Origin of the sequence: Flammeovirga pectinis, assembly GCF_003970675.1 — a bacterium.
Lineage (GTDB): Bacteria > Bacteroidota > Bacteroidia > Cytophagales > Flammeovirgaceae > Flammeovirga > Flammeovirga pectinis.
Genome location: NZ_CP034562.1, coordinates 4,166,845 through 4,192,777, shown reverse-complemented (window position 1 = coordinate 4,192,777; position 25,933 = coordinate 4,166,845). Strand labels below are relative to the sequence as shown.

General features: G+C 32.1%; 23 protein-coding genes. 18 read left to right on the top strand and 5 right to left on the bottom strand.

Features of this window, described 5'->3' with window-relative positions:
* Nucleotides 1-9: 9 nt before the first annotated feature.
* From EI427_RS16830 to EI427_RS16800, 7 genes are all read left to right on the top strand, one after another.
* Nucleotides 10-1,431 carry a sulfatase-like hydrolase/transferase gene (locus EI427_RS16830; protein ID WP_126616920.1) on the top strand — a complete coding sequence of 474 codons (1,422 nt, stop codon included), beginning with the start codon at nt 10-12 and terminating at the stop codon, nt 1,429-1,431.
* A 27-nt stretch (nt 1,432-1,458) separates the two neighbouring features.
* The gene (locus tag EI427_RS16825; RefSeq protein WP_126616918.1) at nt 1,459-2,523 is read left to right on the top strand and encodes an L-rhamnose/proton symporter RhaT; all 1,065 of its coding nucleotides are present in this window, start codon (nt 1,459-1,461) and stop codon (nt 2,521-2,523) included.
* Between the two features lie 127 nt (nt 2,524-2,650).
* Entirely contained in the window at nt 2,651-3,811 is a 1,161-nt protein-coding gene (locus tag EI427_RS16820; protein WP_126616916.1) for a mandelate racemase/muconate lactonizing enzyme family protein, read from the top strand.
* Nucleotides 3,768-5,234, top strand: coding sequence for an aldehyde dehydrogenase family protein (locus tag EI427_RS16815; protein ID WP_126616914.1), 1,467 nt, complete (start codon nt 3,768-3,770; stop codon nt 5,232-5,234). The genes EI427_RS16820 and EI427_RS16815 overlap by 44 nt, the downstream gene beginning before the upstream one ends.
* A gap of 21 nt (nt 5,235-5,255) precedes the next feature.
* Entirely contained in the window at nt 5,256-6,242 is a 987-nt protein-coding gene (locus EI427_RS16810; protein ID WP_126616912.1) for a 2-dehydro-3-deoxygalactonokinase, read from the top strand.
* A complete protein-coding gene (locus EI427_RS16805) occupies nt 6,235-6,885 on the top strand; it encodes a bifunctional 4-hydroxy-2-oxoglutarate aldolase/2-dehydro-3-deoxy-phosphogluconate aldolase (protein ID WP_126616910.1) in 651 nt (216 codons plus the stop codon). The genes EI427_RS16810 and EI427_RS16805 overlap by 8 nt, the downstream gene beginning before the upstream one ends.
* A 369-nt stretch (nt 6,886-7,254) precedes the next feature.
* The gene (locus EI427_RS16800) at nt 7,255-10,812 is read left to right on the top strand and encodes a discoidin domain-containing protein (protein ID WP_126616908.1); all 3,558 of its coding nucleotides are present in this window, start codon (nt 7,255-7,257) and stop codon (nt 10,810-10,812) included.
* Nucleotides 10,813-10,884: 72 nt separating this feature from the next.
* Here EI427_RS16800 and EI427_RS16795 read toward each other — a convergent pair whose 3' ends face one another.
* Complete coding sequence (locus EI427_RS16795) at nt 10,885-11,796, bottom strand: polysaccharide lyase family 7 protein (protein WP_126616906.1); 912 nt, start codon at nt 11,794-11,796, stop codon at nt 10,885-10,887.
* Between the two features lie 377 nt (nt 11,797-12,173).
* On the opposite strand from EI427_RS16795, the gene EI427_RS16790 reads away from it, so the two are divergent.
* From EI427_RS16790 to EI427_RS16775, 4 genes are all read left to right on the top strand, one after another.
* Nucleotides 12,174-13,034, top strand: a complete 861-nt coding sequence (locus EI427_RS16790) for an AraC family transcriptional regulator (RefSeq protein ID WP_126616904.1) — start codon at nt 12,174-12,176, stop codon at nt 13,032-13,034.
* Between the two features lie 93 nt (nt 13,035-13,127).
* Nucleotides 13,128-13,979, top strand: coding sequence for a DMT family transporter (locus tag EI427_RS16785; RefSeq protein ID WP_126616902.1), 852 nt, complete (start codon nt 13,128-13,130; stop codon nt 13,977-13,979).
* A gap of 32 nt (nt 13,980-14,011) precedes the next feature.
* Complete coding sequence (locus tag EI427_RS16780; protein ID WP_126616900.1) at nt 14,012-14,923, top strand: hypothetical protein; 912 nt, start codon at nt 14,012-14,014, stop codon at nt 14,921-14,923.
* The gene (locus EI427_RS16775) at nt 14,923-15,402 is read left to right on the top strand and encodes a GyrI-like domain-containing protein (RefSeq protein ID WP_126616898.1); all 480 of its coding nucleotides are present in this window, start codon (nt 14,923-14,925) and stop codon (nt 15,400-15,402) included. Before EI427_RS16780 ends, EI427_RS16775 begins: the two co-directional genes overlap by 1 nt.
* Nucleotides 15,403-15,406: 4 nt before the next feature.
* Here the strand turns inward: EI427_RS16775 and EI427_RS16770 are convergent, their stop codons facing one another.
* The 3 genes from EI427_RS16770 to EI427_RS16760 form a co-directional block, all read right to left on the bottom strand.
* Nucleotides 15,407-15,991, bottom strand: coding sequence for an NAD(P)H-dependent oxidoreductase (locus tag EI427_RS16770; protein ID WP_126616896.1), 585 nt, complete (start codon nt 15,989-15,991; stop codon nt 15,407-15,409).
* A 69-nt stretch (nt 15,992-16,060) separates the two neighbouring features.
* The gene (locus EI427_RS16765; RefSeq protein WP_126616894.1) at nt 16,061-16,636 is read right to left on the bottom strand and encodes a Crp/Fnr family transcriptional regulator; all 576 of its coding nucleotides are present in this window, start codon (nt 16,634-16,636) and stop codon (nt 16,061-16,063) included.
* A 52-nt stretch (nt 16,637-16,688) separates the two neighbouring features.
* Nucleotides 16,689-17,639, bottom strand: coding sequence for an MBL fold metallo-hydrolase (locus tag EI427_RS16760; RefSeq protein ID WP_126616892.1), 951 nt, complete (start codon nt 17,637-17,639; stop codon nt 16,689-16,691).
* Nucleotides 17,640-17,963: 324 nt separating this feature from the next.
* Here EI427_RS16760 and EI427_RS25915 point away from each other — a divergent pair, with 324 nt between their 5' ends.
* From EI427_RS25915 to EI427_RS16740, 5 genes are all read left to right on the top strand, one after another.
* Nucleotides 17,964-18,134, top strand: coding sequence for a hypothetical protein (locus EI427_RS25915; protein WP_155523294.1), 171 nt, complete (start codon nt 17,964-17,966; stop codon nt 18,132-18,134).
* A gap of 25 nt (nt 18,135-18,159) precedes the next feature.
* A complete protein-coding gene (locus tag EI427_RS16755) occupies nt 18,160-18,735 on the top strand; it encodes a helix-turn-helix domain-containing protein (protein ID WP_126616890.1) in 576 nt (191 codons plus the stop codon).
* A gap of 571 nt (nt 18,736-19,306) precedes the next feature.
* Nucleotides 19,307-20,335, top strand: a complete 1,029-nt coding sequence (locus EI427_RS16750; RefSeq protein WP_126616888.1) for an SIR2 family protein — start codon at nt 19,307-19,309, stop codon at nt 20,333-20,335.
* 2 nt (nt 20,336-20,337) lie between these two features.
* Entirely contained in the window at nt 20,338-22,086 is a 1,749-nt protein-coding gene (locus EI427_RS16745; RefSeq protein WP_126616886.1) for an ATP-binding protein, read from the top strand.
* Nucleotides 22,087-22,186: 100 nt separating this feature from the next.
* Nucleotides 22,187-23,044 (top strand): hypothetical protein, encoded by an 858-nt coding sequence (locus EI427_RS16740; RefSeq protein WP_126616884.1) that lies wholly within the window; start codon nt 22,187-22,189, stop codon nt 23,042-23,044.
* Nucleotides 23,045-23,445: 401 nt separating this feature from the next.
* On the opposite strand, the gene EI427_RS26445 is transcribed toward EI427_RS16740, so the two are convergent.
* Nucleotides 23,446-23,613 (bottom strand): phage integrase N-terminal SAM-like domain-containing protein, encoded by a 168-nt coding sequence (locus EI427_RS26445; RefSeq protein ID WP_126616882.1) that lies wholly within the window; start codon nt 23,611-23,613, stop codon nt 23,446-23,448.
* A gap of 223 nt (nt 23,614-23,836) precedes the next feature.
* Here EI427_RS26445 and EI427_RS16730 point away from each other — a divergent pair, with 223 nt between their 5' ends.
* Together EI427_RS16730 and EI427_RS16725 are read left to right on the top strand one after the other, a co-directional pair.
* Nucleotides 23,837-24,334: a hypothetical protein gene (locus EI427_RS16730; RefSeq protein WP_126616880.1), complete on the top strand. Its 498-nt coding sequence runs from the start codon at nt 23,837-23,839 to the stop codon at nt 24,332-24,334.
* A 140-nt stretch (nt 24,335-24,474) separates the two neighbouring features.
* Nucleotides 24,475-25,728: an alpha/beta hydrolase-fold protein gene (locus EI427_RS16725; protein WP_126618460.1), complete on the top strand. Its 1,254-nt coding sequence runs from the start codon at nt 24,475-24,477 to the stop codon at nt 25,726-25,728.
* The last annotated feature ends 205 nt before the right edge of the window (nt 25,729-25,933 follow it).

Sequence of the window (25,933 nt, the reverse complement as noted above, 5' to 3'; positions counted from 1 at the left end):
TTTACTGAAATGAAAACAACAACTCTTTTAGCAACTCTTCTAACCCTAATTACAGCTACTTTTTCGGTAGCTCAGAAACAGCCAAATATTGTATTTCTGTTTGCTGATGATGCCGGATATGCAGACTTTGGATTTCAAGGGAGCAAAGTATACAAAACACCAAATCTAGATAAGCTTTCTAAAGACGGAGTCATCTTCGATCAGATGTATGTTACTGCATCAGTTTGTGGTCCGTCTAGAGCAGGATTATTAACAGGTAGATACCAACAACGATATGGTTTTATAGAAAACAACGTTCCGGGTATTATGGATGATAATAGTAAATTCTTAGGTGATGAAATGGGCGTGCCTACCAACGTGAAAACAATGGGAGAACGCTTGCAAGAAAGAGGTTACAAAACAGCAATTTTTGGTAAATGGCATCTTGGTGAAGCAGACAAATACCACCCAACTAAAAGGGGTTTTGATGAGTTTGTTGGTTTTAGAGGTGGAGCTAGAAGTTTCTTTCCTTATACAGACGAACAAAAGAAAGACCCACACAATAAAAATGTAGGTAAAGGTAGATGGTTAGAACGTGGATTCGAAAACTTTGAAGAGCACGAAGGGTATTTAACAAATGTTCTAGCAGATGAAGCTTGTGATTTTATTGAACGTCATAAGGACGAAAGATTTTTTGCTTTTGTATCGTTCAATGCAGTACACTTACCCTTGCAAATTGATCCACAAGACAAAGAGACTTACCCAGAATTAGAGGGTGTACGAAGACTAAATGCTCAGATGACTTTATCATTAGATAGAGCATGCGGACAAATAATAGATAAGTTAGAAGCATTAGGGTTAGCAGAGAATACAATAATTGTTTTCTCTAACGATAATGGAGGTCCTTCTGATAAAAATGCATCTAATAACTTTCCTTTTGCAGGCGTAAAAGGAACACAGTTAGAAGGCGGTATTAGAGTACCTAGTTTTATGGTTTGGCCTGGTAAAATAAAGCCAAATACACGCTTTGAAAAGTCTGTAATGACATTCGATTTGTTACCTACTTTCTATACAGCAGCAGGCGGAGACGCTTCTGAAATTAATGATATTGATGGGGTAGATATTCTTCCTTACCTAAACGGGGGGAAAAGTGGAAACCTACATGAATACATGTATTGGAAATGGGAAACAAGAGGTGTAGTAAGAAATGGTGATTGGAAATTAATGCGTTTTCCAGATAGACCAGCTATGCTTTTTAATACAAAGAAAGACCCAGGAGAACAAAATGATCTATCAGCAAAATATCCAGAAAGGGTAAACAAGATGTTTAAAGAACTTTTTGCTTGGGAAATGCAACTAGAGCGCCCAATGTTTATGTTACGCACAGCAGAGGAGCAGTGGTCGGCAAATCGCTTTGATCAATTTAGAAAGCCACCTGCAAAAGTCAACTAATATTTTTTAATACAAACTATAGAAGAAATGAATTTACTAGCAATTACATTAATCGTATTCGCAAGTTTCTTTCAAGGTACTTTTGGACTTGGAATGAAACATATCGCTCCATTAAAATGGGAAAACTGGTGGTTAGTACACTCGTTTATAGCCATGATTGCCTTTCCTATTATCTGGTCTTTAATTGTAGTACCAGAAACATTCCAAATTATAGCAGGAACAGATACGTCGGTATTAATGATGGCGATGATGTACGGTTTCCTTTGGGGAATTGGAGGGATTTTATTTGGTATTAGTGTAGAGTACACAGGCATATCTATAACATACGGTATTGTAATGGGACTTGCTGCCTCTGTAGGGTCGTTAATTCCTTTATTCCAAATGGAACAGTTGCCAAGTAATATCAATATGGTATTAGCTGGTGTTGCACTTCTATTAGTAGGAGTAGGTATTACAGCCATTGCGGGTGTTAAAAGAGATTCAGTGCAGAATGGAGGAGAAGAAGCTAATGATTTTGATACTTTAGAAGATGATGCAGATGTATTAACATTGGCAGAACCTAAGGTAGCAGCACCAAAAAAATCTATTAAAGTAGGTGTAGCCATTGCAACTGCTTGTGGTGTTTTATCAGCAGCATTAAATGTTGGTTTCTCAAATGCAGCTCCTGTAGCGGCATCTGCGGTAACTAATTTTGGCGCAGATCCAAAAGATGCAAGTTTAGTAGCTTGGGTAGTCGTATTAATTGGTGCATTTATAATGAACGGAGGGTACGCTCTCTTCAAATTAGTTCAAAACAATTCATGGTCATCTTTTAAGGTGGCAAATAGTGGTAATGCTTATAAATGGTCAATTTTAGCAGGTTTATTCTGGTTTGCAGCTTTAGGAGTTTACGGACAGGGAGCAGCATTAATGGGAACTTTAGGTCCTGTTATCGGATGGCCAATATTACTTGGTTTAGCTTTAATTATTAGTAACGTTTGGGGATATAGATCAGGAGAATGGAAAGGGGCAAAACAGCCTTTTAATATTCTTTTAGGAGGATTGGCAGTATTAATTGTTGCCGTTTGTCTTCTTGGTTACGCCAACTACTAAGTCAATAGATTTTATCTGATCAAAATGAATACTTGCAAGTCAAAATTCATTTTGATCAGCTATTCTAACAACAAACACACTACTATATAACTAGCAATTGATTATCAATATATTACTATCAAATGTCATGAAGATTAAAGAAATAAAACCATATGTTATAGCACAACAATTAGAAGAACCGTTCTATTTCTCTCAATGGGAATATGCGTCTCGTAAAATTTGTTTAGTGAAAATAACTTTGGAAGATGGAACTTATGGATGGGGAGAAGGCTACGGTCCTGCTGATGTTTTAAAAGCAGGGATTGAGTTTTTCAAACCTTTCATACTAGGAAAAAATGCATTGGAGCACGAAGAAATTTGGCAGACAATGTATATGCGTTCTCTTGATTATGGACGTAGCGGAATTTTCCAAGCTGCTGTAAGTGCAATAGATGTTGCACTTTGGGATATTAAGGGTAAGGTGTTTAACCAACCGGTATCTGTAGTATTAGGAGGAGTGAAAAATCCAGTTATTCACCCTTACGCAACAGGCTTTTACTTTACGCAGTCGCCAACATTAGAAGATGATTTGGTGAAAGAAGCAAAGCTATACAAAGAACTTGGCTTTAAAGCTGCTAAAATGAAAGTAGGCTTGGGCATTGAAAAAGATGTGTTCTATGTAGATTTATTGAGTAAAGCATTAGGGCCAGATATTAAATTAATGATTGACGCTAACCATGCTTATAATTATAGAGAGGCATTGGAATTATGTGATCGATTAAAAAATTATAATATCGGATGGTTTGAAGAGCCTGTTTCTCCAGAAGATTATAAAGGGTATCAGAAATTACGTGAGAATACACACATACCTATTGCAGGTGGAGAATGTGAATATTTAAAGCACGGTTTCAAACGTCTTTTTGATGCAGATGCAGTAGATATTGCCCAACCAGATATTTGTGCTACAGGTGGTTTAACAGAAGCCAAAAGAATTGCCACATTAGCTTCTTCTTATCATAAAGATATAGTACCTCATTCTTGGGGTACTTGGATTGCTATAAGTGCGGCAGTACATTTTGTAGCCAATTTAGATAAAAACCCAGGCAGAATGTTTGGTGATGCACCAATGATAGAATTGGACAGAACCGAGAATCCATTAAGAGATAATGTAACCTTCTCTGATGTGAAAGTGGAAAATGGAAAAATATTAATTCCTACAACACCAGGTTTAGGAGTAGACGTAAATCAAGAATACCTAGAAAGATATGCAAGCGATAGTAAAAGAAGCGAAGGAGTTGAAGTTTGGTAAAAAGAAACTTTACATTAATGGTGAGTTAGTAGACGGAGCAAACAATGATATTGCTTATGCTACATGTCCGCATGATAACGAACCAATAGCACAGGTTGCACAAGCAACTTTAGAAGATACAGAAAGAGCTTTAGAAGCAGCCGAAGCAGGTTTTAAAATATGGTCTAAACTTCCGTTAGAAGAACGTTTAGCATGGATAGATAAGTTGCGTAATAAGTTATTAGAAAATAGTGATTTATTACGTACAGCAGTAAGCTTCGAAATGGGTAAAACATGGGAGGCAACTGCAGAAGATATTGGAAGTATTACAGATTCTTTAAAGTTCTACGCAGATGAAATGCGTGTAAAAGAAGGTTTCTCTATTGAGGACAGAGCTGGAACACATACGCATAGAATGGTGTATCAACCTCTTGGTGTGGTAACTGCATTTTTAGCGTGGAATTTCCCATTACTAAATCTAGGCTTTAAGCTAGGTCCTGCATTAGCGGCAGGGTGTTGTATTGTGATTAAAGCCTCAGAATCTTCATCAATTTCTTCTTTAATTATTGCAGAATTAGCACACGAAATCAACTTCCCTAAAGGAGTGATTACAGTGTTATGTGGAAATAGAAAAAACGTAGGAGTACCTTTATGCGAAAGTACTATCCCTCGTTTGGTAACCATGATTGGTTCTACATTTACGGCACAGAAACTAATTGAGCAATCTGTAAAAACATCAATTAAACGCTACTCTATGGAGTGTGGTGGTAATGCACCGTTTATATTGTTTAATGATGGTAACATGGAAGATGCAGTAGGCATTACAACAGCCATTAAATTTGGTGGTAATGCTGGTCAGGTTTGTGTGGCTCCAAACCGTTTATTTATACAAGAGGGTGTTTACAACGAGTTTGTAGAAAAGCTAGTAGCGAATGCAAACAACACCAAACTTGGTCATGGTAAAGAAAATACTCCAGATATGGGACCTGTAGCTAATTTATCTCAGTTAAAATCTGTAGAAAATTTTGTTGCCGATTGTGTGGCACAAGGCGGAGATATTTTAGCTGGAGGTAAGAAAGTAGAAGGAAAAGGTTGCTATTATGCACCTACAGTAATTGCCATGGACAATCCAAAAGCACCAATCTTACAACATGAAGTTTTTGGACCTGTATGTGTAGTTTTAAAATTTAAAACGAAAGAAGAAGTAATGGCATATGCTAACGATTCTGATGCAGGTTTAGCCTCTTACGTATTTACTGCAAACGATGTCTTAGCAGATGAAATTGCTATGGAATTAGAGTTTGGAGAAGTACAGCAAAATGGTGTGAAGTACGATATCAATTTACCACACTTAGGGGTAAAAAATAGTGGTATTAGCATGGATTGCTCTAAATATGCTTTAGATGATTATCTGATCTTGAAGCGTATTTCTAAAAAAATATAAATAAACATAACGATTAATTAAATGACCTTACCTGATAAATTTATCAGTTGCGATTGGGGTACATCTAATTTCCGTCTTCGTTTAATCAAGACAGATACTTTAGAAGTATTGAATGAGCATAAAACTGATAAGGGCGTTAAAACACTTTTTCAAGAGTTTAAAGCCCAAAATCGTTTAAATCAAGATAGATTTTTCTCTAATTACTTAACACAAGAAATAGAGAGAATAAGTCCATCATCAGAAAAAAATGTAGTAGTAGCTTCAGGAATGGCCTCTTCATCAATTGGTTTAAAAGAGCTTGGTTATTCTGCCATGCCCTTTGATGCCAAAGGAAAGAACCTTTTCAGTAAGCATATGCTTTTAAATAAAGATCTATCTGTTCTGCTTGTTTCTGGTGCAAAAACAGAAAAAGATGTAATGCGTGGTGAAGAAATACAGGCAGTTGGTTTGGCAGATTTCTTACCTATAGATCAGAAAGGACTTTTATTACTACCGGGCACGCATAGTAAACATATAGCTTACGATAAGTCGTCTTACACAGACTTTCAAACATATATGACAGGAGAGATGTTCGACATCATTTCTAGTCAAAGTATACTCGCTTCTTCAGTAGAAAAAGCACCCTTTAAAGAAACGTTTAAATCTGCCTTTTTACAAGGTGTGAAAGCAGGTACAAAAGGAAATTTATCTAGTTCACTGTTCTCTATTAGAGCACATGATATGATGAATAATAACTTCTTAGTACGTGCTGAAAACATTAGTGAAAGTGCAGCAAGACAAGAGAACTATTATTACCTAAGTGGCTTACTAATTGGAGAAGAATTATCGTATTTAAAAGATACCAATAAGATGATTAGTGTGGCTGCAAATGGTACTTTAGGTGTATTGTATAAATATGCCTTAGAAGCAATTGTTGTCGATAAAAAACAGTTGAATTTCTTAGATGAAGAGTTATTAGAAAGAGCTCTTTTAATAGGACAGAAAAAAGTATTAGAGAGTTATGAATAAGCAATTTTTTTCTTGGGATGCTTTTAATGAAGCTCCTGTAGTCGGAATTATGAGAGGTGTTTCTATGGATACTATACATAGAATAATGCCTATCTATAGTAAGGCAGGTCTTACAACAATAGAAATTACTATGAATACTGAGGGAGCTGCTGCTATTATAAAAGAGATGCGTCATGTTTATCCTAACCTAAATGTAGGAGCAGGAACAGTATGTAATTTAGACGATCTTTTTAAAGCAGTAGATGCAGGTGCTCAATTTATTGTAACGCCAATTGTAAACGAGGACATTTTCACAACTTGTAAGAAGTTGAATTTACCTCTTTTCCCAGGTGCATTAACACCTACAGAAATTTATAAAGCATGGTCTTTAGGAGCATCAGCAGTTAAAGTTTTTCCTTGTTCTCAGTTTGGTGTTGGTTATATCAAAGATGTCTTGGCACCTTTAAATAAGATCAAGTTATTACCAACTGGAGGTGTAGATAAATCTAACATTCAAGCATTTTTTAAAGCAGGTGCTGTTGGTGTTGGAATGGGAGGTTCTTTGTTTCCAAAAGACTTACTTGTTGAAGGTAAAGAAAGTGAATTAGAAGAACATTTTAGAAGTATAAAAGTAGCTACAGAAGCTGTTTGCGAACCAGCGTAGTTTTATCGGTTCTTAACGAACGAAATATTAATTTTGATGATTACTAAGGTATAGTATGGATTGGCATTGCTAATTACTACTGTACCTTTTTTAATAAACTGACTTTCTTAAAGTAGTACTCTCAGAGTAGCTGATTTAACCCCTTAAGTACCTAATAATCAATAGACGTACTGTTTAAATTTAATTATTAATATTTATTAGTAATTTTTATTAATAATAGAGTGAGCTTTGTTAATAATCTTCTAATGAAATGACTATGTTTGATAATGTAAAGCATAAGCAAACAGCCAATAACATAAAAAAAAACTATTGAAATACTAGAAACTTTTAAATAACTATTCACCATTAATTAACCATAAACAACCATTTATGAGAACTTTCTTTTCAATCTCAAATCGTGTGGTGTTAATTTTATTAGCACTAACGATCTCACCATTTGCTATAGCACAAAATGGTACTCCATGGTCTCAGTTATTTTTAGACTGGAACAACACTCAGGATAACGGAGGGGTAGGCGTAGTACGGTCTATTCGGATTAATCCGTCGAGAACAAATTCTGTTCTAATTGGTGCTGCCACTGCAGGAATCTGGCATACTTCTGATAGTGGAAATAATTACACTTTAGTTTCTGGAGGTGTTCCAGAAGTAGAATGGGTAAACGAAATTGTGTATAGTCGTGCCAATACAGAAATAGTCTATGCAGGAACTGATGTAGGCGTTGTAAAGTCTTTAGATGCAGGACTTACATGGAGTTATACAGGCCTCAGAAGATCTAAGCCCAACCATTACAGCGAAGACCAATGGGTAGATTTGGCAAACACAAGTAGCGATGTTGTGTATGCAACAGTAAAGGAGGGTGCATCTTATAAACTTTATAAGACAACAGATGGAGGCGTAAATTGGGTAGAGATGTATAGTTCAATACATCGAATTTGGGATATGAGAGTAAAACCAAATGATTCTAATACAATTTATATTTTAGAACAATCATCAGCTACTGGATGGATCAATTTTAAAAGATCTACAGATGGAGGGGTGGTATTTAATACCGTTAGTAATGGTTTCCCATCTAATAGTAATAATAATACGCACAGAGCGAGATTAGCTACTACACCTGCTAATAATAATGTAGTTTATATTGCTATTGGGTACAATGGAGGTGGAGTTGAAGACAAAATTTCTTTCTTTAAATCTTCTGATAGTGGACTTTCTTTCACAAAAAAATGTTGCGGTAATTCAAATACTCCATTAGAATATGCCAATGGGCCTTCTGATTTTACCTACGAAACATGCCACCTTTCTCAGTTAAGCTGGAACTTTGCATTTACTGTTTCAGAAACAAATGAAGATGTAATTGCTTGTGCGGCCAATAAGCTAAAAATTAGTGAAGATGGTGGGGAAACTTGGAAATATGACCGTTCAGGCAATGTTGTAACAGGCGCTCAATACGATAACTATTCTTCTAATAATGCACACACTGGCGTACATGGAGACCATCATGGACTTTCTATTATTGGTGATAATATATGGAATGCCAATGATGGTGGCGTTTATCATTCTTCTGATAGAAGCAATACCGTTGTATTGGATAAAAGTGATGGCTTAGGTGTACAAGAATTATGGGGGTATAGCCAATCTTTTAAAAATGATATTATGGCTGTGGGCTTAAATCATAATCAAATTTGTTTTAGGGATGACAATGTGTATGGTGGTTGGATTGGTGTAAATGGAGCAGATGCAATGGCGGCAAATGTTAACCCAATAGACGATCAGTATATGTATAATCACCCTTGGGGACATGAAAGAGTAAAGCGTTCTTTAGAAGGGAAAACAGGACACGAACATCAAGAATTGGGTATTGAATTAGGGTACATTACTTTAGACAATTTAGAATTTGATCCACATCAATATTATACAATTTATGGTAGTGATTATGGAGACAGAAATGAAACCTACAAACTTGCAAAAACAACTGATAATGCTAAGACGTGGCAGGTAATCAAAAACTTTGAAGAGGAGCAAAAAAATGCAGTTTCTATAAAAGTTAGCTTTGCAAATTCTAATTATGTATATGCCGTAGTGAAGCCCGGTAAGGTCATAAAATCAGAAGATAAAGGAGAAACTTGGGCCGATGTTTCCCCTCCGAGTAATTTAGTAAATGGGAAAAATTTATGGAGAATAGCAGTGAGCGATAAAGACCCCAATCATATTTGGGTGACCATAAGTGAAAATGATGCACAAAACAAAGTTTTACATTCTGTAGATGGAGGAACAACATGGGCAAACTTCTCGGCAGGGCTTCCTAATCAAAATATCTACTCTTTGATTTACCAGAGAGGAAGTGATGATATCTTATATTTGGGTACTTCTTTTGGTGTATATTACCGTAAAAATGGTATGCAACAGTGGGCATTATTTGGTACAGGTATGCCTGCTTGTAAAACACCCTTTTTATTTATTAATTACGCAACAGGAAAACTTCGCTTAGGTACTTCGAGAGGTTTATGGGAAAATGATCTTATTGGAAGGACTCCACCGAAAGCCAACATTACAGCAGATAGAAATGTAATTGATGATACGAATCAGATTATAAAATATGCGGACTATTCTGTTATTGATCAGAATGCTACTTATTTATGGAGTTTCCCTAATGGCATTCCTTCAACATCAATAGAAGAACGACCAACTGTTTCTTATGCAAGAGCAACTGGAGATAGTTTTACTGCAACGCTAACTGTTACAGATTCACGTGGCACGAGTACTCAGACTTTAACTGATTTTATAAGCAATGAAAAAACTACAAATAGTGCAGAAACTGTGCACTCTTCTGATAGTGAAAGAGTAGGGTATGAAGCTATTAAAGCAGTAGATGGCGATGCTACTACTTATTGGTTTACAAATTGGTCATCTGATAGTAATACCTATCCACATAATCTAGTAATTGATATTGGTACATCTGAAAGAATAAAAGGAATCTCTTACCTGCCAAAACAAGATCTTGATAGTGGCAGTGGTAGAATAGGTAATTTTGAGGTTTATGTTAGCGACGATCCAAATAATTGGGGGACAGCCGTTGCGTCTGGAAGTTGGCCTAATACGAGTGAATTGCAGATCGTGACTTTTTCTCCTAAAAGAGGCAGGTACTATAAGTTAAGTGCTTTATCTGAGGTGAATGGAGGAAACGATGCCGCTATAGCAGAAATAAATGCGATTATATCAACCGATCCCTATGTTTATTCTTTTGATAGCGAACAAGCTGGAGATGAAGCATTTAAAGCAGTTGATAAAAATAACGGTACTATTTGGCATACAGAATGGACACCAAATAACCCTCCTTATCCGCATGAATTAGTAATTGATCTAGGAAAAACAAAAGAAATTAATGGTATAAATTATTTACCAAGACAGGGACAAGAAAATGGAAGAATTGCATCTTACGAAATTTACGTAAGTGATGATCCTACCAATTGGGGAGATACTGTGGCTACAGGAACTTGGTTAAATACAAAAGAGCTACAGACTGTTAATTTTGCATCAAAAAGTGGTAGATATTATAAATTAAAAGCACTTTCTGAGGTAAATGGTAACGATTGGGCTTCCGTAGCAGAAATAAATTGTATTTACCCTACATCACCCAACGTATTAAGAAAAAGCCATATTACTGCACAAAAAATCTCTAGTTCAGACGAACCGTTTGTAGTTGCTTATCCAAATCCAATTGTTGACGATTTAAAAATTAGGAATGTTTGCAATTATCACACAATAATGATATTTGATGCTAATCAGATCAAATTATTTGAAGTGAAGAATAATAAAAAAGACAATGTAAAAATACCTCTCGGAAATATTAATAGGTCTAATACTATCATTTTTGTTAGATTGATTAGTAACACTAAACCTCCTAAAACAATTAAGTTGATAAAGTAGGCTTTAAAAAAAACTCCTATTTAGTAGTCATGCTATTAAATAGGAGTTGTTTTTTTGAAACAAATAAGCTACTTATCTATGTTCAGTAACCACTTTATAAAGTTTTACCTGAGCAGCTTTTTCATAATCATCATTCCATCCATAATAGTTACCTGTTTTAAAGTAATTCTCGTGTATATATCCATTACCTACATAATCATATATTTCAGTATAGTCTACATCAAGGCCTTTTTCTTCACATATTAGGGCAGCGTAAAACTTGCCCTCCTCTATTTTTATTTTGAAAGTGAAAACCTCATTATCTACTCTTCCTAAATCTAATTTATCATCATATTTACTGCTCCATTCATCTCCGTCATTTGGTTTGGTATAATAATCTGCTTGTATCATTCCATTGTTCCATCTAATTTTAATAGTAGCTGGATTACCATCAATTCCTTCGGATTCTTTGCCATGTACTTGAGCTACAATTGTACGTCCATTCCCCTCTACAAAATTTACTTGAAGGGTAGATTCTAGAATATGAACTCCAGTACTCATAGACCAATTATCTTTTGTATCTTGATTTCCTTGCCAGTATTCTCTTAACTCTGTTCTACAGTATCTTTCTCCAAGTTCTGAAAGTCCAGATGTAGTAAAACCTGTAAATTTAGTCCATAAAGTATAAGAGCCGTCTTCGTTAACATAGAAATATTTTCTTTGTTCTTCAGTAAGTTGGTCATTAATAATAGACTCATAACCAATTGATGTAGCTTTTCCATCTCCTTTATCTATAGGTACAGAAAGGTACCAATTCTTCCATGAGATAGTTTCTATTTCGTTACTTACATTGTCTTCTTCCTGCTCTTTTTCTTCTTCTTCTTCTACAGTATTCTGTTTAATATTGTCAATAGAAGGTACAACGGGGTCGCTATTTGTAGGATTACAACTTAAATTGAAAAGAAGGATTGCAAAGATGCCGATAGTATTTTGTATGCTTTTCATAGTGTGAATGTTTTGTCTATTACCAAAAGACTATAAGCAGAACACCAGACAATAAATAAGTACTTTAAAGTACATAATGTGAAATGAATTGATGTTTGGTAATTGACGTAAAGTGAGTGTATCTCGAATTTGTTGTTTATTGTAAAGTAGTATAATTAGAATATTAAATATTTTGAATTTAAAGCATTCTAGTGTGTTGTGCAAATTTGTGTTCATTCTAATCAAAAGTATAGAGGTCTTCTTCCATTTTTGGTGTTAAATATTCTTTTGATATAGTCAGATAATCATTACTTTCGGTTCTATAAAATAGAAGGAACTACCTAACTCAGTTTAACTATAAATCTAATGTTTTATACTGTACTACTTATTATAATTTAATGAACTCAAAACTAAATATTAACGCATTAACCAAAGAATATTCTACGAATATAATGGTTGATAAAATTCGAAATGGTAAGTACGATACGGTATCACCTCATAGTACAACTTTACACAGACATACTATATTTCAGATTGTATGGATTTACAAAGGGGACGGAGAGCACCTCATAGAACAGAAGAAATATTCTTTTTCTGAGGGGAGTTTGTTTCTACTTGCACCTCATTATTTGCATCAAATAAAATACCATGATGTGGATGGCTTTGTAGTCAGTTTTAGTGATACTTTTTTGAATAAAACACAATACAAGTCAACCTTATTATTTTATGATCCTCAAGAATGTTTTATTAAGGTTTTAGATGCTGAACAAGAATTATTAAATACTGAATTCGAACATTTATATCATTATTTTAAAACACCTAATCTATTAGAAAAAGATATCATTTTACAAAATTATATACATATACTACTCACTAAAATAAAGGGGTTTAAGATTGTCAATCAAGGAGTTGATGTGATTACGAATAACCATAAATTTAAATTAGCAGAAGATTTTATTTCATTGGTAAGAAATAACTTTAGTCAAGAAAAGAAAATAGAATTTTACATAAGAAAATTAGCGGTTTCTCAAAGGAAATTGAACGATGTTATTTGCACAGTAACTGGTGTTCCGCCTGCTAGATTTATAGAACAATATACTTTAAATGAAGCGGTAAGGTTAGTTTGTTTTAGTAATTATACTATTAAAGAAATAGCTGGTTTTGTAGGATATTTTGATTGTTCTTATTTTACAAAAGCATTTAAAAAACACTTTGATAAAACACCAACTCAGTATAGAATGTGGTATAAGGAGAAGTAGAAATGCTTAATTATACCATACAATTACCAAATTTAACTACATATTGAATGCTATAATTAAGACTTTTGTAGAGTACTTTTAACGCGAATAATTATGGCACTTATTTATGTTTTTCTTTGTGTTCTTTTATGGGCATTAATTCCGGTTGTCTCTAAATTAGGACAATCCTCTTTAGATAATCATCAGTTTCTTTTTTGGTCTAGTTTGGTTTCTTTTTTCACCTTTGTAGTAATTATTTCCTTTAGAAAGGAAGTAAAGAACATACAAAGTATTTCTCTTAAAAATTGGGTTCAATCACTACTTCTAGGTGTTTTAGGTACCTATCTTTATTACATTTTATTGTATTTTGGATATGCCAATGCAAAAGGTATTGAGGTTTTAATAATTCAATATTGTTGGCCTATTTTTGTAATTATTTTATCTGTTGTTCTTTTAAAAGAAAAACTGAATAGTAGAAAAATACTATCAATAATATTCGGGTTCTTAGGAGTTTTTCTAGTGCTTACAAAAGGTGACCTTACAGACATACATTTTGAGAATTTATATGTTGATGGTATTGTTTTATTAGCAGCTTTTGTTTTTGGACTATTCTCGGTTTTGAGTAAAAAGATAGAGGTGGATCCATTATTTTTAGTAGCCATTTATTTTTTAACTGCAACTGTTGTTTCTTTTATATCAATGCTTTTACTTTCAGAGTTTAAGTTGCCAACGTCAGATACTATTTTACCAATTCTGGTAAATGGCATTTTTGTGAATGGAATATCTTATATTTTTTGGATTAGAGCCTTAAAAATAGGGAAGGCATCTTTTATTGCCCCTTTTGTATTTTTGACGCCAGTAATTTCTACCATAATTTTGATATTATTTTTTAACGAACCTTTTCAATTCGTTTATATCTTTGGCATGCTATTAGTAATTTTGGGAGGGTTAATTAATAAGGAGTAGTTATTGAAGCAATAATATTATCCACTGAAACTATGAAACAATTTATTTTAAGTGCTATTATACTTTTTTTAGTATCTAATGTATACGCAAATACAATTGATAGCTTATCTAATTTTTTAGATCAATATCAAATGCTTGAAAGTAAATATGTTTATGAAGGTGGAGAATATTCTAAGCAACAATCCGTAGCATTATCTTTAACAAAAACACTTTCTAATAAAGAATTAATATCACTACAATCAAGTAATGATATTTTAGTAAGATGTTATTCATTTAAACAACTTGCACTTAATAATTCAATTAATGTAATTACAATAATAAAGCAGAATCTAACTTCTAATAGTTTGTTAGAAAGAATTGATGGGTGTATTATTTATACTCAATTCTTGAAAGAATGGTATTTAGAAGAATGTTTTAATACGTGTAATACATCAATAAAAAATTCTGTGCTACATCTATTATCAGATAATCAATTGATGAGCTTACTCTCTCAAAAGATGATTGATGAACTACCTTTAGTTGAGAAAAATTATACTATAATTAAAGGTGCATATTTGGAAGGAGATTCAAGGTATTTTAATTCTTTTTTATCTTATAGTATAGGGGATAATGATTCATATATATTGAAAGAATATAATGCTGATTCGTTAAAAATATCATCAACTAAGTATCTCCACTTTATATCTAGTAAAAGGATTTTAAAAGAACTGTCCATTGGCTTGTTAAATATAGAAGATAGCTATCAATTTATAAGAAGAGAATATGTGTTCCTTGCATTGTTAAAACTAGAGGAGTTTGAACTAATTGAAACCTATAAAGATGAAGTATCATACCATAAACCTCTTTATGTGGCACTTAATCTAACATGTAGTTATCCTAAATTACGTATAGAATTAGAAAAGAAATATCCAAGTTTCACGTCCAAAGTTAAAGAGTCATTTTAATGGAAATCAAACAAAGCATTCAGACATACGGACTGGTTACAGAATTGTCAAAATCTCAGGCTACTAATCTTATTATTATTCGAAAACATTGGATGTTCTTTAATGCAGAATTAAAGAAATATAAGTTGAATCAGTTTGGTGGAAATTGGACAAAATATGGGATTACTTTTAAGTCGGGAGAAAGATATTTTTATCTAACATCAATTCAAATAATAAACAAACAGATACCTTCTCATTTTATCAAAAAAGAGATCCCTAAAGGGGAATATACAGTGTTTACCCATAAAGGTAAAATGGAAAACATAAAGAATACACTCTACGAAATTTATAAGGTTATACTACCCAAATCAACATTAAAAATTGAAGACCAAAGTAAGGTTGGGTTTCATCATTTTGAAAAATATGATCACCGTTTTCAATGGAATAAACCTACATCAGAAATAGATATTTATTTACCATTGAATACGGATAATGAATAACCAATTATTGATTTGAGAAACCAAGTTTTTCGATTTTAGAGAGCCACTTTTGTCTAAACGCTGTAGAAGAATTTTTTATAGTAGAAATATAGGTAACCTTTACTGGCTTAATACCACAAAATTGTAATGTACCTCTTTTTAGCTGGTTAATAGCAGGGTTTCTCATAAATATTGAATTGTACCATTTTGGAGTATCAGCAGTAACAATAATTCTTGCAGTTTTCCCTTTAAAAAGTGGTTTAGGGAAAGGCTTACCAGGAACGATATCAAAGGCTATTCCAGGTAAAAAGGTACGATCAATAAACCCTTTCATTATAGCAGGGTAACCATACCACCACATTGGAAAAACCCATATTATATGGTCAGCTTCTTTAATTTTATCTATGGATTGTTTTAAATCGGGTTCTAATTCGACTCTTTTTCGATAACCAAAATTTAAATTTGGGTTAAAAACTAATTCACCAATGTTAATCTGCTTTACAATTGCATTAGACACTTTAGCCCCTTTTAAATAGGCTTCTGCTAAACCATAACAAAAGCTCTTTGTATCTGGGTGTCCGTTTATTAGGAGTATCTTTTTTTGTGCCATAATTTTATTTTTTTCTTATTTATGAAAACAAAATTATTAGCAATTCAGCCCTTTTGAAAGGACAAATGTCTAAAAAGAAATCTTCTTTCTTAACCTACTGAGATGTCTTTGGGTAATGCCAAGATAAGAGGCAAGGTACTTTAAAGATATATTTTGGATGTATTCTGGATGGTTATTCATTAAATCTAAATAACGTTTTTCTGCAGTCTCCATTTGTAAAGAAATTAATCGATTCTCCATCAAAACGTAGGATTGTTCTGAAAAATATTTTGAAAAATTAAGCCAATTTTCACTGGAGTTTAATAAGCTCTGGTAGTCGTCTTTTCTAATAACTAATAGTTCAGAATCGACAATAGCATGTATATTTTCAAAGGTTTTTTTATTTGTAATAAAAGAAGAATAAGCACTAATAAAAGTATTGGGAAATGTGATACAATACGTTACTTCATCTTCTTTGCTAGAGGTATAATAATTTCTTAGTATCCCAGAGTTTACAAAGGCAATCCAGTCACAAACTTTCCCAGCTTCAATTAGTAGATCATTTTTTTGGATTGTTTTTACTTCAAAATAGGTAAGACTTTTAGCAATTTCATCATCTGAAAGCATATTGAATGATTTCAATACTTTTTCTAAGTTGTTTTTCATTTGGTATTGAAGAGGTTAGTGTAAGACGATAGCCGTTTTATCATGTATTAGTTTAGTTATTTGGCATTGCTGCTTTATAAAATTGCTCTTGTATTTCTTTAATTTCTAGTATAGAATATTTACGAGAAAAATGTACAGGAATAGCATTTTTAACTTCACAGTCTTTCATTATTTTACCCGACATAGAAGCATAGCTATGATAGTTTTTTACAGCAAATTCTTTGTCTTCATCTTTATAAAAACATTCAATGTAGACGTTGTCGCATCCAAAGAATTTATCTTTAATTTTTTGGTGATTTTCAGGGCTTGCAGCATGGTCCATAATAATGCCAAGTTTCTCCCCTTTTTCAATTTTTATCATATCAAACAAGTCTTTTGATTGATATGTTATGCCATCAATTTCAAGAAGAGCATCAGTGACTGCATTGTCATATAATTTCTTTAACTCTGCTACCCACTTTCCACCTTTGAATGCTGCTTTAAGTTCAATTTTAGTTTTATCGTGCCCTTTAAATAAATAAGCAATGGAGTCTGTTTTATGATCAAGGACTTCGAATTCTACATGAAAATCTTTTTCTGTAAAAATAATAGTATCATCATACTTTTTTTCGTCTTCCAGTTCCCAAAAAGGAGGTTTTAGTACTGCCGATTTAATGCTATTGTTAGCTGAAACTTCTCTAACCTCATAAGTAATTGCACCTTCTTCTATAAGGTTCCAACAGTAACTTTTTATTCTGTTTTGAATGTGATGAATAATCCCTTTAGGACCACAAATAACTACTTTTCTACCCGTACCAATCTGATGTCGAAGCAGTGTATCGAAGTTAACAAAGTGGTCTATATGTGTATGACTTAAAAATATTGCTTTAGTATCTTGACATTCTTTTACTGTGAGATCTCTAGCTTCTCCACAGTCGCATATATAGTTATAGGTGTGGTTGTCTACTTTAACTAATAGACAAATATCTTCGTCTATTTTACTTTTTATTTCTGTCTTAAACATGTTTACTAGTTGTATAAATTGTTAGTTTGGAAAGTAGGAGTGTAGCCAAAATTAAGAGGAACTTATTTTGTCATCAAAAAAAATATTTCTACTAATTTACTTACAAAAGTTTATAAATAGTAGCAATGGTTGATGGAATAAATTATAAATCATTTTTGTAAATATGAATGGCGAACGCTCTACTTATAACTATCTCAATAAAAACTATTTACGATCTAAGAAAATGAAATGTAATTCTATCTAAATTGTGAATTATAATAGAAATTTTTGCAAGATTTGTGTAACCAAAAAACTGCAACGATAACTGAAAAACTAAAAGCAATAATGCAAACTATTAATTTTAAAGATACGCTTAACGATCAAAACGTATCAACTTTTGTAAGCTCACAAAAAGAAACACACAAATTGGAATTAGTTGATAGTGCAAAAGTAGTAGTAGACTATGGTTGGACAGTAGAATCTTACAAAATTATCTCTAACGTAGTTAAAGTATAATACTTTTCCCTAAGACTAAATTACCATGAAAAACCTTCAACTCTACCATAGAAAAGTCATACAACGACTCATAGAAGAAAAACGCTATTCCGTTGCAGAAATTGCAGAAGGTTTAGAAGTGTCTCCTTCTACAATTTATCGTGAGTTGAAAAGAAATACGAACCCAAAGACTAAAAAATATACTGCTGAGTATGCTCATAAGATATACTTAGCAAGAAAGAAATACGCAGGGTCAAAAAAGAAAAATCCATTTAATCGGAAGCCGAGAAGGAAAAATGATTATGAACTTTATGCAGAAAGAAAATATATCTATTGGTACTCCGATAAATATTATAGTTTCAAATTGAAAAAGAGAAACTATGATTTTATCTATCTTAAAAAATGGTATGCCTACCGAATAGGAAAGAAGTATTTCGATCACAACAACGATTGGGAACTCTACGATCTTTGGATGGAACATCTAAAACTACTGAAAGAACAAAGGTCAGTTTCAGCATCCACACCAAAATATTATTGGATGCGTGCCTTAATCAAAAACGAAACAACATTTACCCTCTGGAAAAATCCATCAACAGCAATGGAACAGAAGCAGTGCGTTTAACCCTTTCTTAATTGCTTCTTTACACCTAAAAATCTCCTCACTTCTTACAATTTTTTCAAGTTGATATCCCTTAAAGGGATTTTTTTATGCCCAAATTTCCTTAACCAACTGTTTTGTTTTCATTTTGAGTAGATGAAAGGGAAGAATTGCATTTGCTCACGAATTGATTTTAAAATTTTCATTTTCAGTAAGCGATTAAAACATTCTAATTTTAATAGTGTCGGGACTAGAAACTTAAAACATTAATGATTGTTAATTTATGTATGGAATTTGTATTTCAATTCTATAATCAACAACTTACTTATGGTTAATAAACTTCTTCTTTCTGGCGACTAAAACTAAAATAAAGCAAACTTATATCTCCATTAATAGTAGTGTGTTAACAATTGGATAAACGCAAAAAATATATTCTGCAAAAAAAATATCCTACAACTTTTATTGTAAGATATTAATATATGCTTGTATTTATCGCCTTATTCAAAGAAATAAAACAGAAATAAACGCAAATAATATAAACGGTAATACGTTTGTATATTGTTGTGTGTCATGCCCAAAAAAACGCAAAAAATTAATGGAAATTGAAGATTTTTTAAAACTAATTCAAAAATGGGCGAACAATGTTCCTCTTGTAATTCTAGGAAGTGGTGCTTCAGTTCCTTTCTCATTGCCTTCAATGTGGACTTTGGGAGAATACTTGAAAAAAAACATTACTTTTTCTGAAACAGAGGACAAAGAACAATTCGATGAATTTGTAAAAATATTTAATGAAACAGAAGACTTAGAAAGAGCTCTCTCAGATTTAAATTTAAATCATAAAGTATTAAACGAAATTGTAAATAAGACTTGGGAGTCTGTGAATACTGCTGACTTAAAAGCTTATGAACAATTTATTTCTAAAAATATAGATTTCCCTCTCACCGAATTAATAAAACACTTATTGTCTTCTGCTGGACGAAAAGCTTCAATAATTACAACTAATTATGATAGATTAGCCGAATATGCAACGAGCTTTGCTAATGGAATAATCTGTACTGGTTATAATCAAAATCATATTGGATATTTCTCAAGCACAATTCATAAGAATAATCTAAAAAGTCTGAATGGATATTCAGGACAAGTAAATATTTGGAAAGTACATGGTTCCCTTGATTGGTTTAAAACAAAAGGTGAAGAAAATATTCAATTCCCTTTGAGGCATTCGATTCCTGAAAATTACATACCTTCAATTGTAACTCCTGGTTTAAGTAAATATTTTCAAACTCATCAAGAACCTTTTAGAACCATTTTCACAGAAGCAGATTCAGAGATTGAAAATGCTAGAGGTTTTATTTGTATCGGTTACGGTTTTAATGACTTACATGTTCAACCAAAACTAACAGGTCAAATTAAAAGTGGAAAACCAATTATAGTAATTACAAAAGAATTAACACCAAAAACTAAACAAACTATTATTGATAATGATTGCCCTAATTATATTCTAATTGAAGAAGATAAAAGTAACTCAAAAAATTCAAGAATATTTTCTTCAAAATTTGGAGAACAAATAATTGATGATGTTAGTTATTGGGAATTAAGTCAATTTATTAAGCTAATCAAATAATTATGTCAATATTCAAATTCGAAGATAATCAATCTATTGGTACAGTATACAGTGTTGATACATCTACATTAGTTATTAAAATAGAAGATTTAGATAAATTAAGACGTTTACAAGTAAATCATCTTGTAGCAATTAAAAGTTCAAAATCTGGACAATTCCTAATAGGTATAATTAATAGAATTACAAGAAAACAATTTGACGACCAAACAGAAGCTGAAAACAGTGAACTTTCTAGTTTTATGTTAACGGAAAATATAATTAAAGTCAATTTAATAGGGACAATTTTAGATAAATATGGCTCAAAAGAAAATGTATTTAAAAGAACTTTAGATACTGTTCCAGAAATTGATGCAATGTGCTTCTCTTTAGAAGGAGAAAACATTACTAATTTTATGAGAACCATATCTACACAAGAAGATTATGCAACTCCATTATCTATCGGTAATTATTCTATTGACGAGCAAGCTAAAGCATTTTTAGATGGAGATAAATTATTTCAACGGCATGCTGTTATAGTTGGAAGTACTGGCTCTGGAAAATCTTGGTGTGTAGCTAAACTAATAGAACAAGTTGCTACTTTACCAATGGCTAATGCACTCTTATTCGATATTCATGGTGAATATAGTACAGATAGTTTTAAAGCTAAAGGAATACAACACTTTAAAGTTGCTACTCCATCTGATTTAGGTAAAACAGGTAACCTAGAAAAGGGAATCTTAATGTTACCTTATTGGTTATTATCCTATGAAGAAATGTTAGCTATGTTATTGGACAGAAGCGATAGTAATGCTCCAAATCAAGCAATGTTGTTTTCTAAAATAGTATTTGAAGAAAAATTAGCATTTTTAGATTCAATAGGAGATACAGAATTTAAGGATACAATAACAATTGATAGTCCAATTCCATACAAAATAGAGAATGTTGTTAGTCAACTAAAAGCTCTTGATGAAAAAAGAGTTGCTGGTGCACGTGCTGGCTCGGATAAAGCAGGACCTTTTAATGGGAAACTTACTAGATTCATCCAAAGGTTAGAAGCTAAAAGTCAAGATAAAAGACTTGGTTTTTTATTTCAAATATCAAGTGACGAACTAGATATTAATTGGATGTCTAAATTATGTGAAAATTTAATATTAGGTTCTGAAATAAATTCCAATAAAGCAGGTGTCAAAATTCTTGACTTTTCAGAAGTACCTTCTGATGTTCTTCCATTAATAATAGGCCTAGTAGCTAGATTAGTTTTCAGTATTCAACAATGGACTTCTAAAGAGAATCAACATCCTATATCATTATTATGCGATGAGGCTCATTTATACATACCTGAAAGAACTAGTCAAGATTCTGCAAGTAGTTTAGGTTTAAAAAGTTTTGAAAGAATTGCTAAAGAGGGAAGAAAATATGGAGTAAGTCTAACTGTAATAAGTCAAAGACCATCAGAAGTAAATAGAACTGTATTAAGTCAATGTAATAATTTTATCTCATTGAGACTATCTAATGCAGAAGACCAATCAGTTATTAAAAAACTTCTACCTGACAACCTCGCTGGTTTAACAGATGTTCTACCTGTTTTAGATATTGGAGAAGCTTTAGTCGTAGGCGACTGTTCTTTACTACCAACTAGAATACTAATTGATGAACCTACAATAAAGCCGGAAAGTGCAACTGTGAAATTTTGGAAAGAATGGAGTGATAAAGATGCTAAACAAGACGTTAAAAATGCAGTAATTGGATTAAGGAAACAAACAAAATCATAAAGCACGAACACACAACAACGCATATAATCAATCTTCCTAACGTCAGACTGATCATATACGGGAACGTTAGCTTGAACTATTACCGACTTCAATGAAGAAAATGAAAGACATTAAAGTTAAGATTCTAGAAATTTTTCTACCATACTTATTGGTAAATATTTTATCTTTTGTGATATACTCAATTATTTATTGGATTATTGTATATGTGCTTGATTTTGCTGATTTCTCATATAGTTTCTCTAATATTATTGTTCTGTTTGCCATACCATTCTCTTTAGTTAACATTTTTCTTAAAAAAAGGATTAAACGACTTGATGTAAAGACAGTAAGAGAAAGTGGATCATTTTTATACCATGTAATTCTAGTAGTATCTATATTTAGTACTTTAGTTGGATTTGGAAGTGAAATTCTTAGAAATTTATTTTTCAACTTAGTAGAAGTTGAAACTTTGGATGAAATAAAACTTCATTCAGAACAAAAATATTTTTCTATAGATAATTTTGATTTAGATCTTAATGTTGAACAAGAATATATTCAAACCATACCACCTTCAAGAAGTAGTAGTATGAAATTGGTACTTTACAAGATATTTAAATTCAAAAATTCTGATAATATTTGGTATGGCTTAAGCTTTAATAAAACATTATATGGCCCCATAAATGAAAAAGGGATAACTATTAATAAAAAAGTTTTCTCATCGAACATTCAGAAAAGTTTAGAATCATATAACTTTAAAAATGTAGATTATTTCGAAAAGGAGCTTAACCCTAATGCGAAAAGTAATTTTCGATTTAATGAGGGTAATCAAATAATATTATTACCTAGAAGAGGCGAATTTGAAACAAGGCTTGATAATACTTTTAAAGAAGTTTTTAGAATATATTTAATTACAGTCTTTATTACTTTAATTCTAATAATTATTCCGAAATTGAAAAAAGAAAATCAAGCTAATAATTAGGGCTTAGATTGGCTTGAAAGGCCAAAATTTAAGCCCTAGTTGAACAAAGGCGTTGTTTGCTTGAAATACATTTCCCTGTATGGGAGTTAGGATAGACTTTTCATTTTCATGAGAGGTCTTTTTTAATGCATAGTTTTTTTTGAGATAGCTATAATCTCATTTTCTTCTTCATTTATTACTTTTTCAAGAAGATTAGATTCCCCAACTTAATGAGAAATTAGTATTTTCATCAAGTTTAGGGTGTATGCCTCTGGGCTTACTTTCATAAGCAAAAAATGAAGTAAAAATGTATTACTTTAAAGTATTTCCCGTTACATTCTGCTGATTTGGTGGAGCTCTTTGAGAAGCAAATCGAGGCATTATAACTATCTCTCTTTTACCACAACAAGTAGATAAGTGTTTTATTTTTCTTTGAGAAGAAGCAGATAATCATTAATTTGAACGTCGGAAAATTCAAATGGAATCTTTTTAAAATATAATGAGATACTAGTGATAGTACGGATGTAGTTTTGAAAAGTAGAAGAAGATTTTCCACTGAGTGTCATGTTTTGATACACTTGATCAAACATGTTTTTGAAATCAGGAACAACACGTTTCGCTTTTTCGACTATTGTCTCTTTTTTTTCATCTTAGCAAACTATAATTTAAAAATTCAATTAAGTTCTAAAGGTAAGAGATTGTGGGCTTTAGCTAGCGAAGCTTTTGTTCAACAATAGCTAATCTCCATCCATCGGGTGAGACACCCGCTGGTCGTAGTTTAGCAATTTCGTTAGAAACAATTAAAATAGAAAATTGAATATTTTAGATAAATTTAGATTAACCAAAAATATTGAAATTAAGTTGGACTTAAATTCAATTGAATTTTATGACAGATTATTACTTTTTAAAAACTCAAAAACTGAATTGTTTGGATTTTTGACCTCAAATGGTTTTGTACCATCTGAACTGACTTTGATGAGTAATGAATTTGAAATATATAAAATGCCAAGAATATTTAAACCATGGAGATCTGTTGGATATATTAAAGGAAAAATAATAGAAACTAATGATAAAACTTTAATTAAAGCTAGAATTCATTCTTGGTACTTTTGGTTATTAATACTAGTTATATTTATGACAGTTTTATATTCAATAGTTCTTTTAACAATGACTGAACAAAGTATAATAGCTAAAGCGCTATGGTTTTTATTATTTCAAATTTTAAATGTTTTATATTTTTTTCTTCTAAGATCACATGTTGAACAACTTGATAAAGAATTTAGGATGTTTTTAAGCAAAATAGTTCGATAAAAAAATAAATATATAAAAAGTGAAACCAGTTTCTAACATCAACTAAACTCCAATCACGGTTGACGCAACCGCTCACGAGTTTAGTAACCATGTTAGCCTCAATTATAGAAAGAAAAACAAGAAAGATAAAAGACAATAAAATGACCAAAGGATTAAAAATAATATTAACGATAGCTCTGATTTTTTCATTTCAACAATTAGTAAAAGCACAGGAAAATAAAAATCAACACTATTTACAAAAAGTAGGTGTTTTAGATAGTCTATATTCCGAAATTCTTAGTGAGTCAAGAAAAGTTTATATTCAACTGCCCGCCAGTTATAATCATGAGAAAGAACAAAAATACCCAGTAGTATTCATTTTAGATGGAGAAATCTTTTTACCCACCGTAAATGATGTCCAAAATTATTACAGTGGTGGTTTTACCCCAGAAATGGTTCTTGTGGGGATTGCTAATGATGAAAACAGGGTTCGAGACCTAACTACTTCGACTATTAGCACCAGATACGGCATGCCTTTCAAAGAAAAAAATGGAGAGGCTGATAATTTCAGGAAGTTTATTAAGGAAGAACTGATTCCCTTTATTGAAAACAAATATCCAGTTAGTAATTATAGGACACTCATTGGTCATTCATACGGTGGCTTATTCACGATTTCCACATTAATTAATCAGCCAAATCTATTTGCTAATTATTTAGCCATTGATCCAAGTCTTGACTGGGACAACCAAAAGCTACTAAAAGAGGCCGAAGAAAGACTTGCAACCCAGAACTATAAAAACAAAGCTTTATTTATATCATTAAGTCGTCAATTGCATATGCAGAATTCAGAAATAACAATTGACAATGTAATGCAGGACACAACTGATTACACCTTATTTCCACGTTCTAATATTGCTTTTTCAAAATTGGCAAGGGAAAATGCTAAAAACGGATTGCTGTTTGAGTGGAAATTTTATCCCAACGATTTACATGGAACCATTCCTTTTCCTTCAATTATGGACGGCTTAAAATCATTTTTTGAATGGTACCAAATGGAAAATACAGCTAAAATAAATTCATTTGACACACCTCAAAAAGAACTTTTTAGTATCATAAAATTTAGAGAGCAAAAGCTCAAAGAACATTTTGGATATGACGCCCCCCCTTACCCTGAAGAACTATTGAATATGTTAGGTTATATGAGTATGGATATGCAACAACCTAAGAAAGCTAAAATGTATTTTGAACTTGCTATTGAATATTATCCTAAAAGTGCAAATGCCTATGACTCTATGGCTGATTATTATGAAGGACAAAATGATATTGCTAGTGCAATCAGTTTTGTGCAAAAGGCTGCTGAATTAAATGATTCGGAATACTATAAAAACAAAATTCAAGAATTAAAAAATAAATAACAGAGGCTAATAATTAGGGCTTAGATTGGCTTGAAAGGCCAAAATTTAAGCCCTAGTTGAACAAAGGCGTTGTTTGCTTGAAATACATTTCCTGTAGGAGGAAGTTAGGATAGACTTTTCATTTTCATGAGAGGTCTTTTTTAATGCATATTTTTTTTTGAGATAACTATAATCTCATTTTCTTCTTCATTTATTACTTTTTCAA

What these genes read in the sequence shown, in the direction of transcription:
- EI427_RS16830 (WP_126616920.1), top strand. Translation starts at nt 10, where the DNA reads ATGAAAACAACAACTCTTTTAGCAACTCTTCTAACCCTAATTACAGCT.
- EI427_RS16825 (WP_126616918.1), top strand. Translation starts at nt 1,459, where the DNA reads ATGAATTTACTAGCAATTACATTAATCGTATTCGCAAGTTTCTTTCAA.
- EI427_RS16820 (WP_126616916.1), top strand. Translation starts at nt 2,651, where the DNA reads ATGAAGATTAAAGAAATAAAACCATATGTTATAGCACAACAATTAGAA.
- EI427_RS16815 (WP_126616914.1), top strand. Translation starts at nt 3,768, where the DNA reads ATGCAAGCGATAGTAAAAGAAGCGAAGGAGTTGAAGTTTGGTAAAAAG.
- EI427_RS16810 (WP_126616912.1), top strand. Translation starts at nt 5,256, where the DNA reads ATGACCTTACCTGATAAATTTATCAGTTGCGATTGGGGTACATCTAAT.
- EI427_RS16805 (WP_126616910.1), top strand. Translation starts at nt 6,235, where the DNA reads ATGAATAAGCAATTTTTTTCTTGGGATGCTTTTAATGAAGCTCCTGTA.
- EI427_RS16800 (WP_126616908.1), top strand. Translation starts at nt 7,255, where the DNA reads ATGAGAACTTTCTTTTCAATCTCAAATCGTGTGGTGTTAATTTTATTA.
- EI427_RS16795 (WP_126616906.1), bottom strand. Translation starts at nt 11,796, where the DNA reads ATGAAAAGCATACAAAATACTATCGGCATCTTTGCAATCCTTCTTTTC.
- EI427_RS16790 (WP_126616904.1), top strand. Translation starts at nt 12,174, where the DNA reads ATGAACTCAAAACTAAATATTAACGCATTAACCAAAGAATATTCTACG.
- EI427_RS16785 (WP_126616902.1), top strand. Translation starts at nt 13,128, where the DNA reads ATGGCACTTATTTATGTTTTTCTTTGTGTTCTTTTATGGGCATTAATT.
- EI427_RS16780 (WP_126616900.1), top strand. Translation starts at nt 14,012, where the DNA reads ATGAAACAATTTATTTTAAGTGCTATTATACTTTTTTTAGTATCTAAT.
- EI427_RS16775 (WP_126616898.1), top strand. Translation starts at nt 14,923, where the DNA reads ATGGAAATCAAACAAAGCATTCAGACATACGGACTGGTTACAGAATTG.
- EI427_RS16770 (WP_126616896.1), bottom strand. Translation starts at nt 15,991, where the DNA reads ATGGCACAAAAAAAGATACTCCTAATAAACGGACACCCAGATACAAAG.
- EI427_RS16765 (WP_126616894.1), bottom strand. Translation starts at nt 16,636, where the DNA reads ATGAAAAACAACTTAGAAAAAGTATTGAAATCATTCAATATGCTTTCA.
- EI427_RS16760 (WP_126616892.1), bottom strand. Translation starts at nt 17,639, where the DNA reads ATGTTTAAGACAGAAATAAAAAGTAAAATAGACGAAGATATTTGTCTA.
- EI427_RS25915 (WP_155523294.1), top strand. Translation starts at nt 17,964, where the DNA reads ATGCAAACTATTAATTTTAAAGATACGCTTAACGATCAAAACGTATCA.
- EI427_RS16755 (WP_126616890.1), top strand. Translation starts at nt 18,160, where the DNA reads ATGAAAAACCTTCAACTCTACCATAGAAAAGTCATACAACGACTCATA.
- EI427_RS16750 (WP_126616888.1), top strand. Translation starts at nt 19,307, where the DNA reads ATGGAAATTGAAGATTTTTTAAAACTAATTCAAAAATGGGCGAACAAT.
- EI427_RS16745 (WP_126616886.1), top strand. Translation starts at nt 20,338, where the DNA reads ATGTCAATATTCAAATTCGAAGATAATCAATCTATTGGTACAGTATAC.
- EI427_RS16740 (WP_126616884.1), top strand. Translation starts at nt 22,187, where the DNA reads ATGAAAGACATTAAAGTTAAGATTCTAGAAATTTTTCTACCATACTTA.
- EI427_RS26445 (WP_126616882.1), bottom strand. Translation starts at nt 23,613, where the DNA reads ATGTTTGATCAAGTGTATCAAAACATGACACTCAGTGGAAAATCTTCT.
- EI427_RS16725 (WP_126618460.1), top strand. Translation starts at nt 24,475, where the DNA reads ATGACCAAAGGATTAAAAATAATATTAACGATAGCTCTGATTTTTTCA.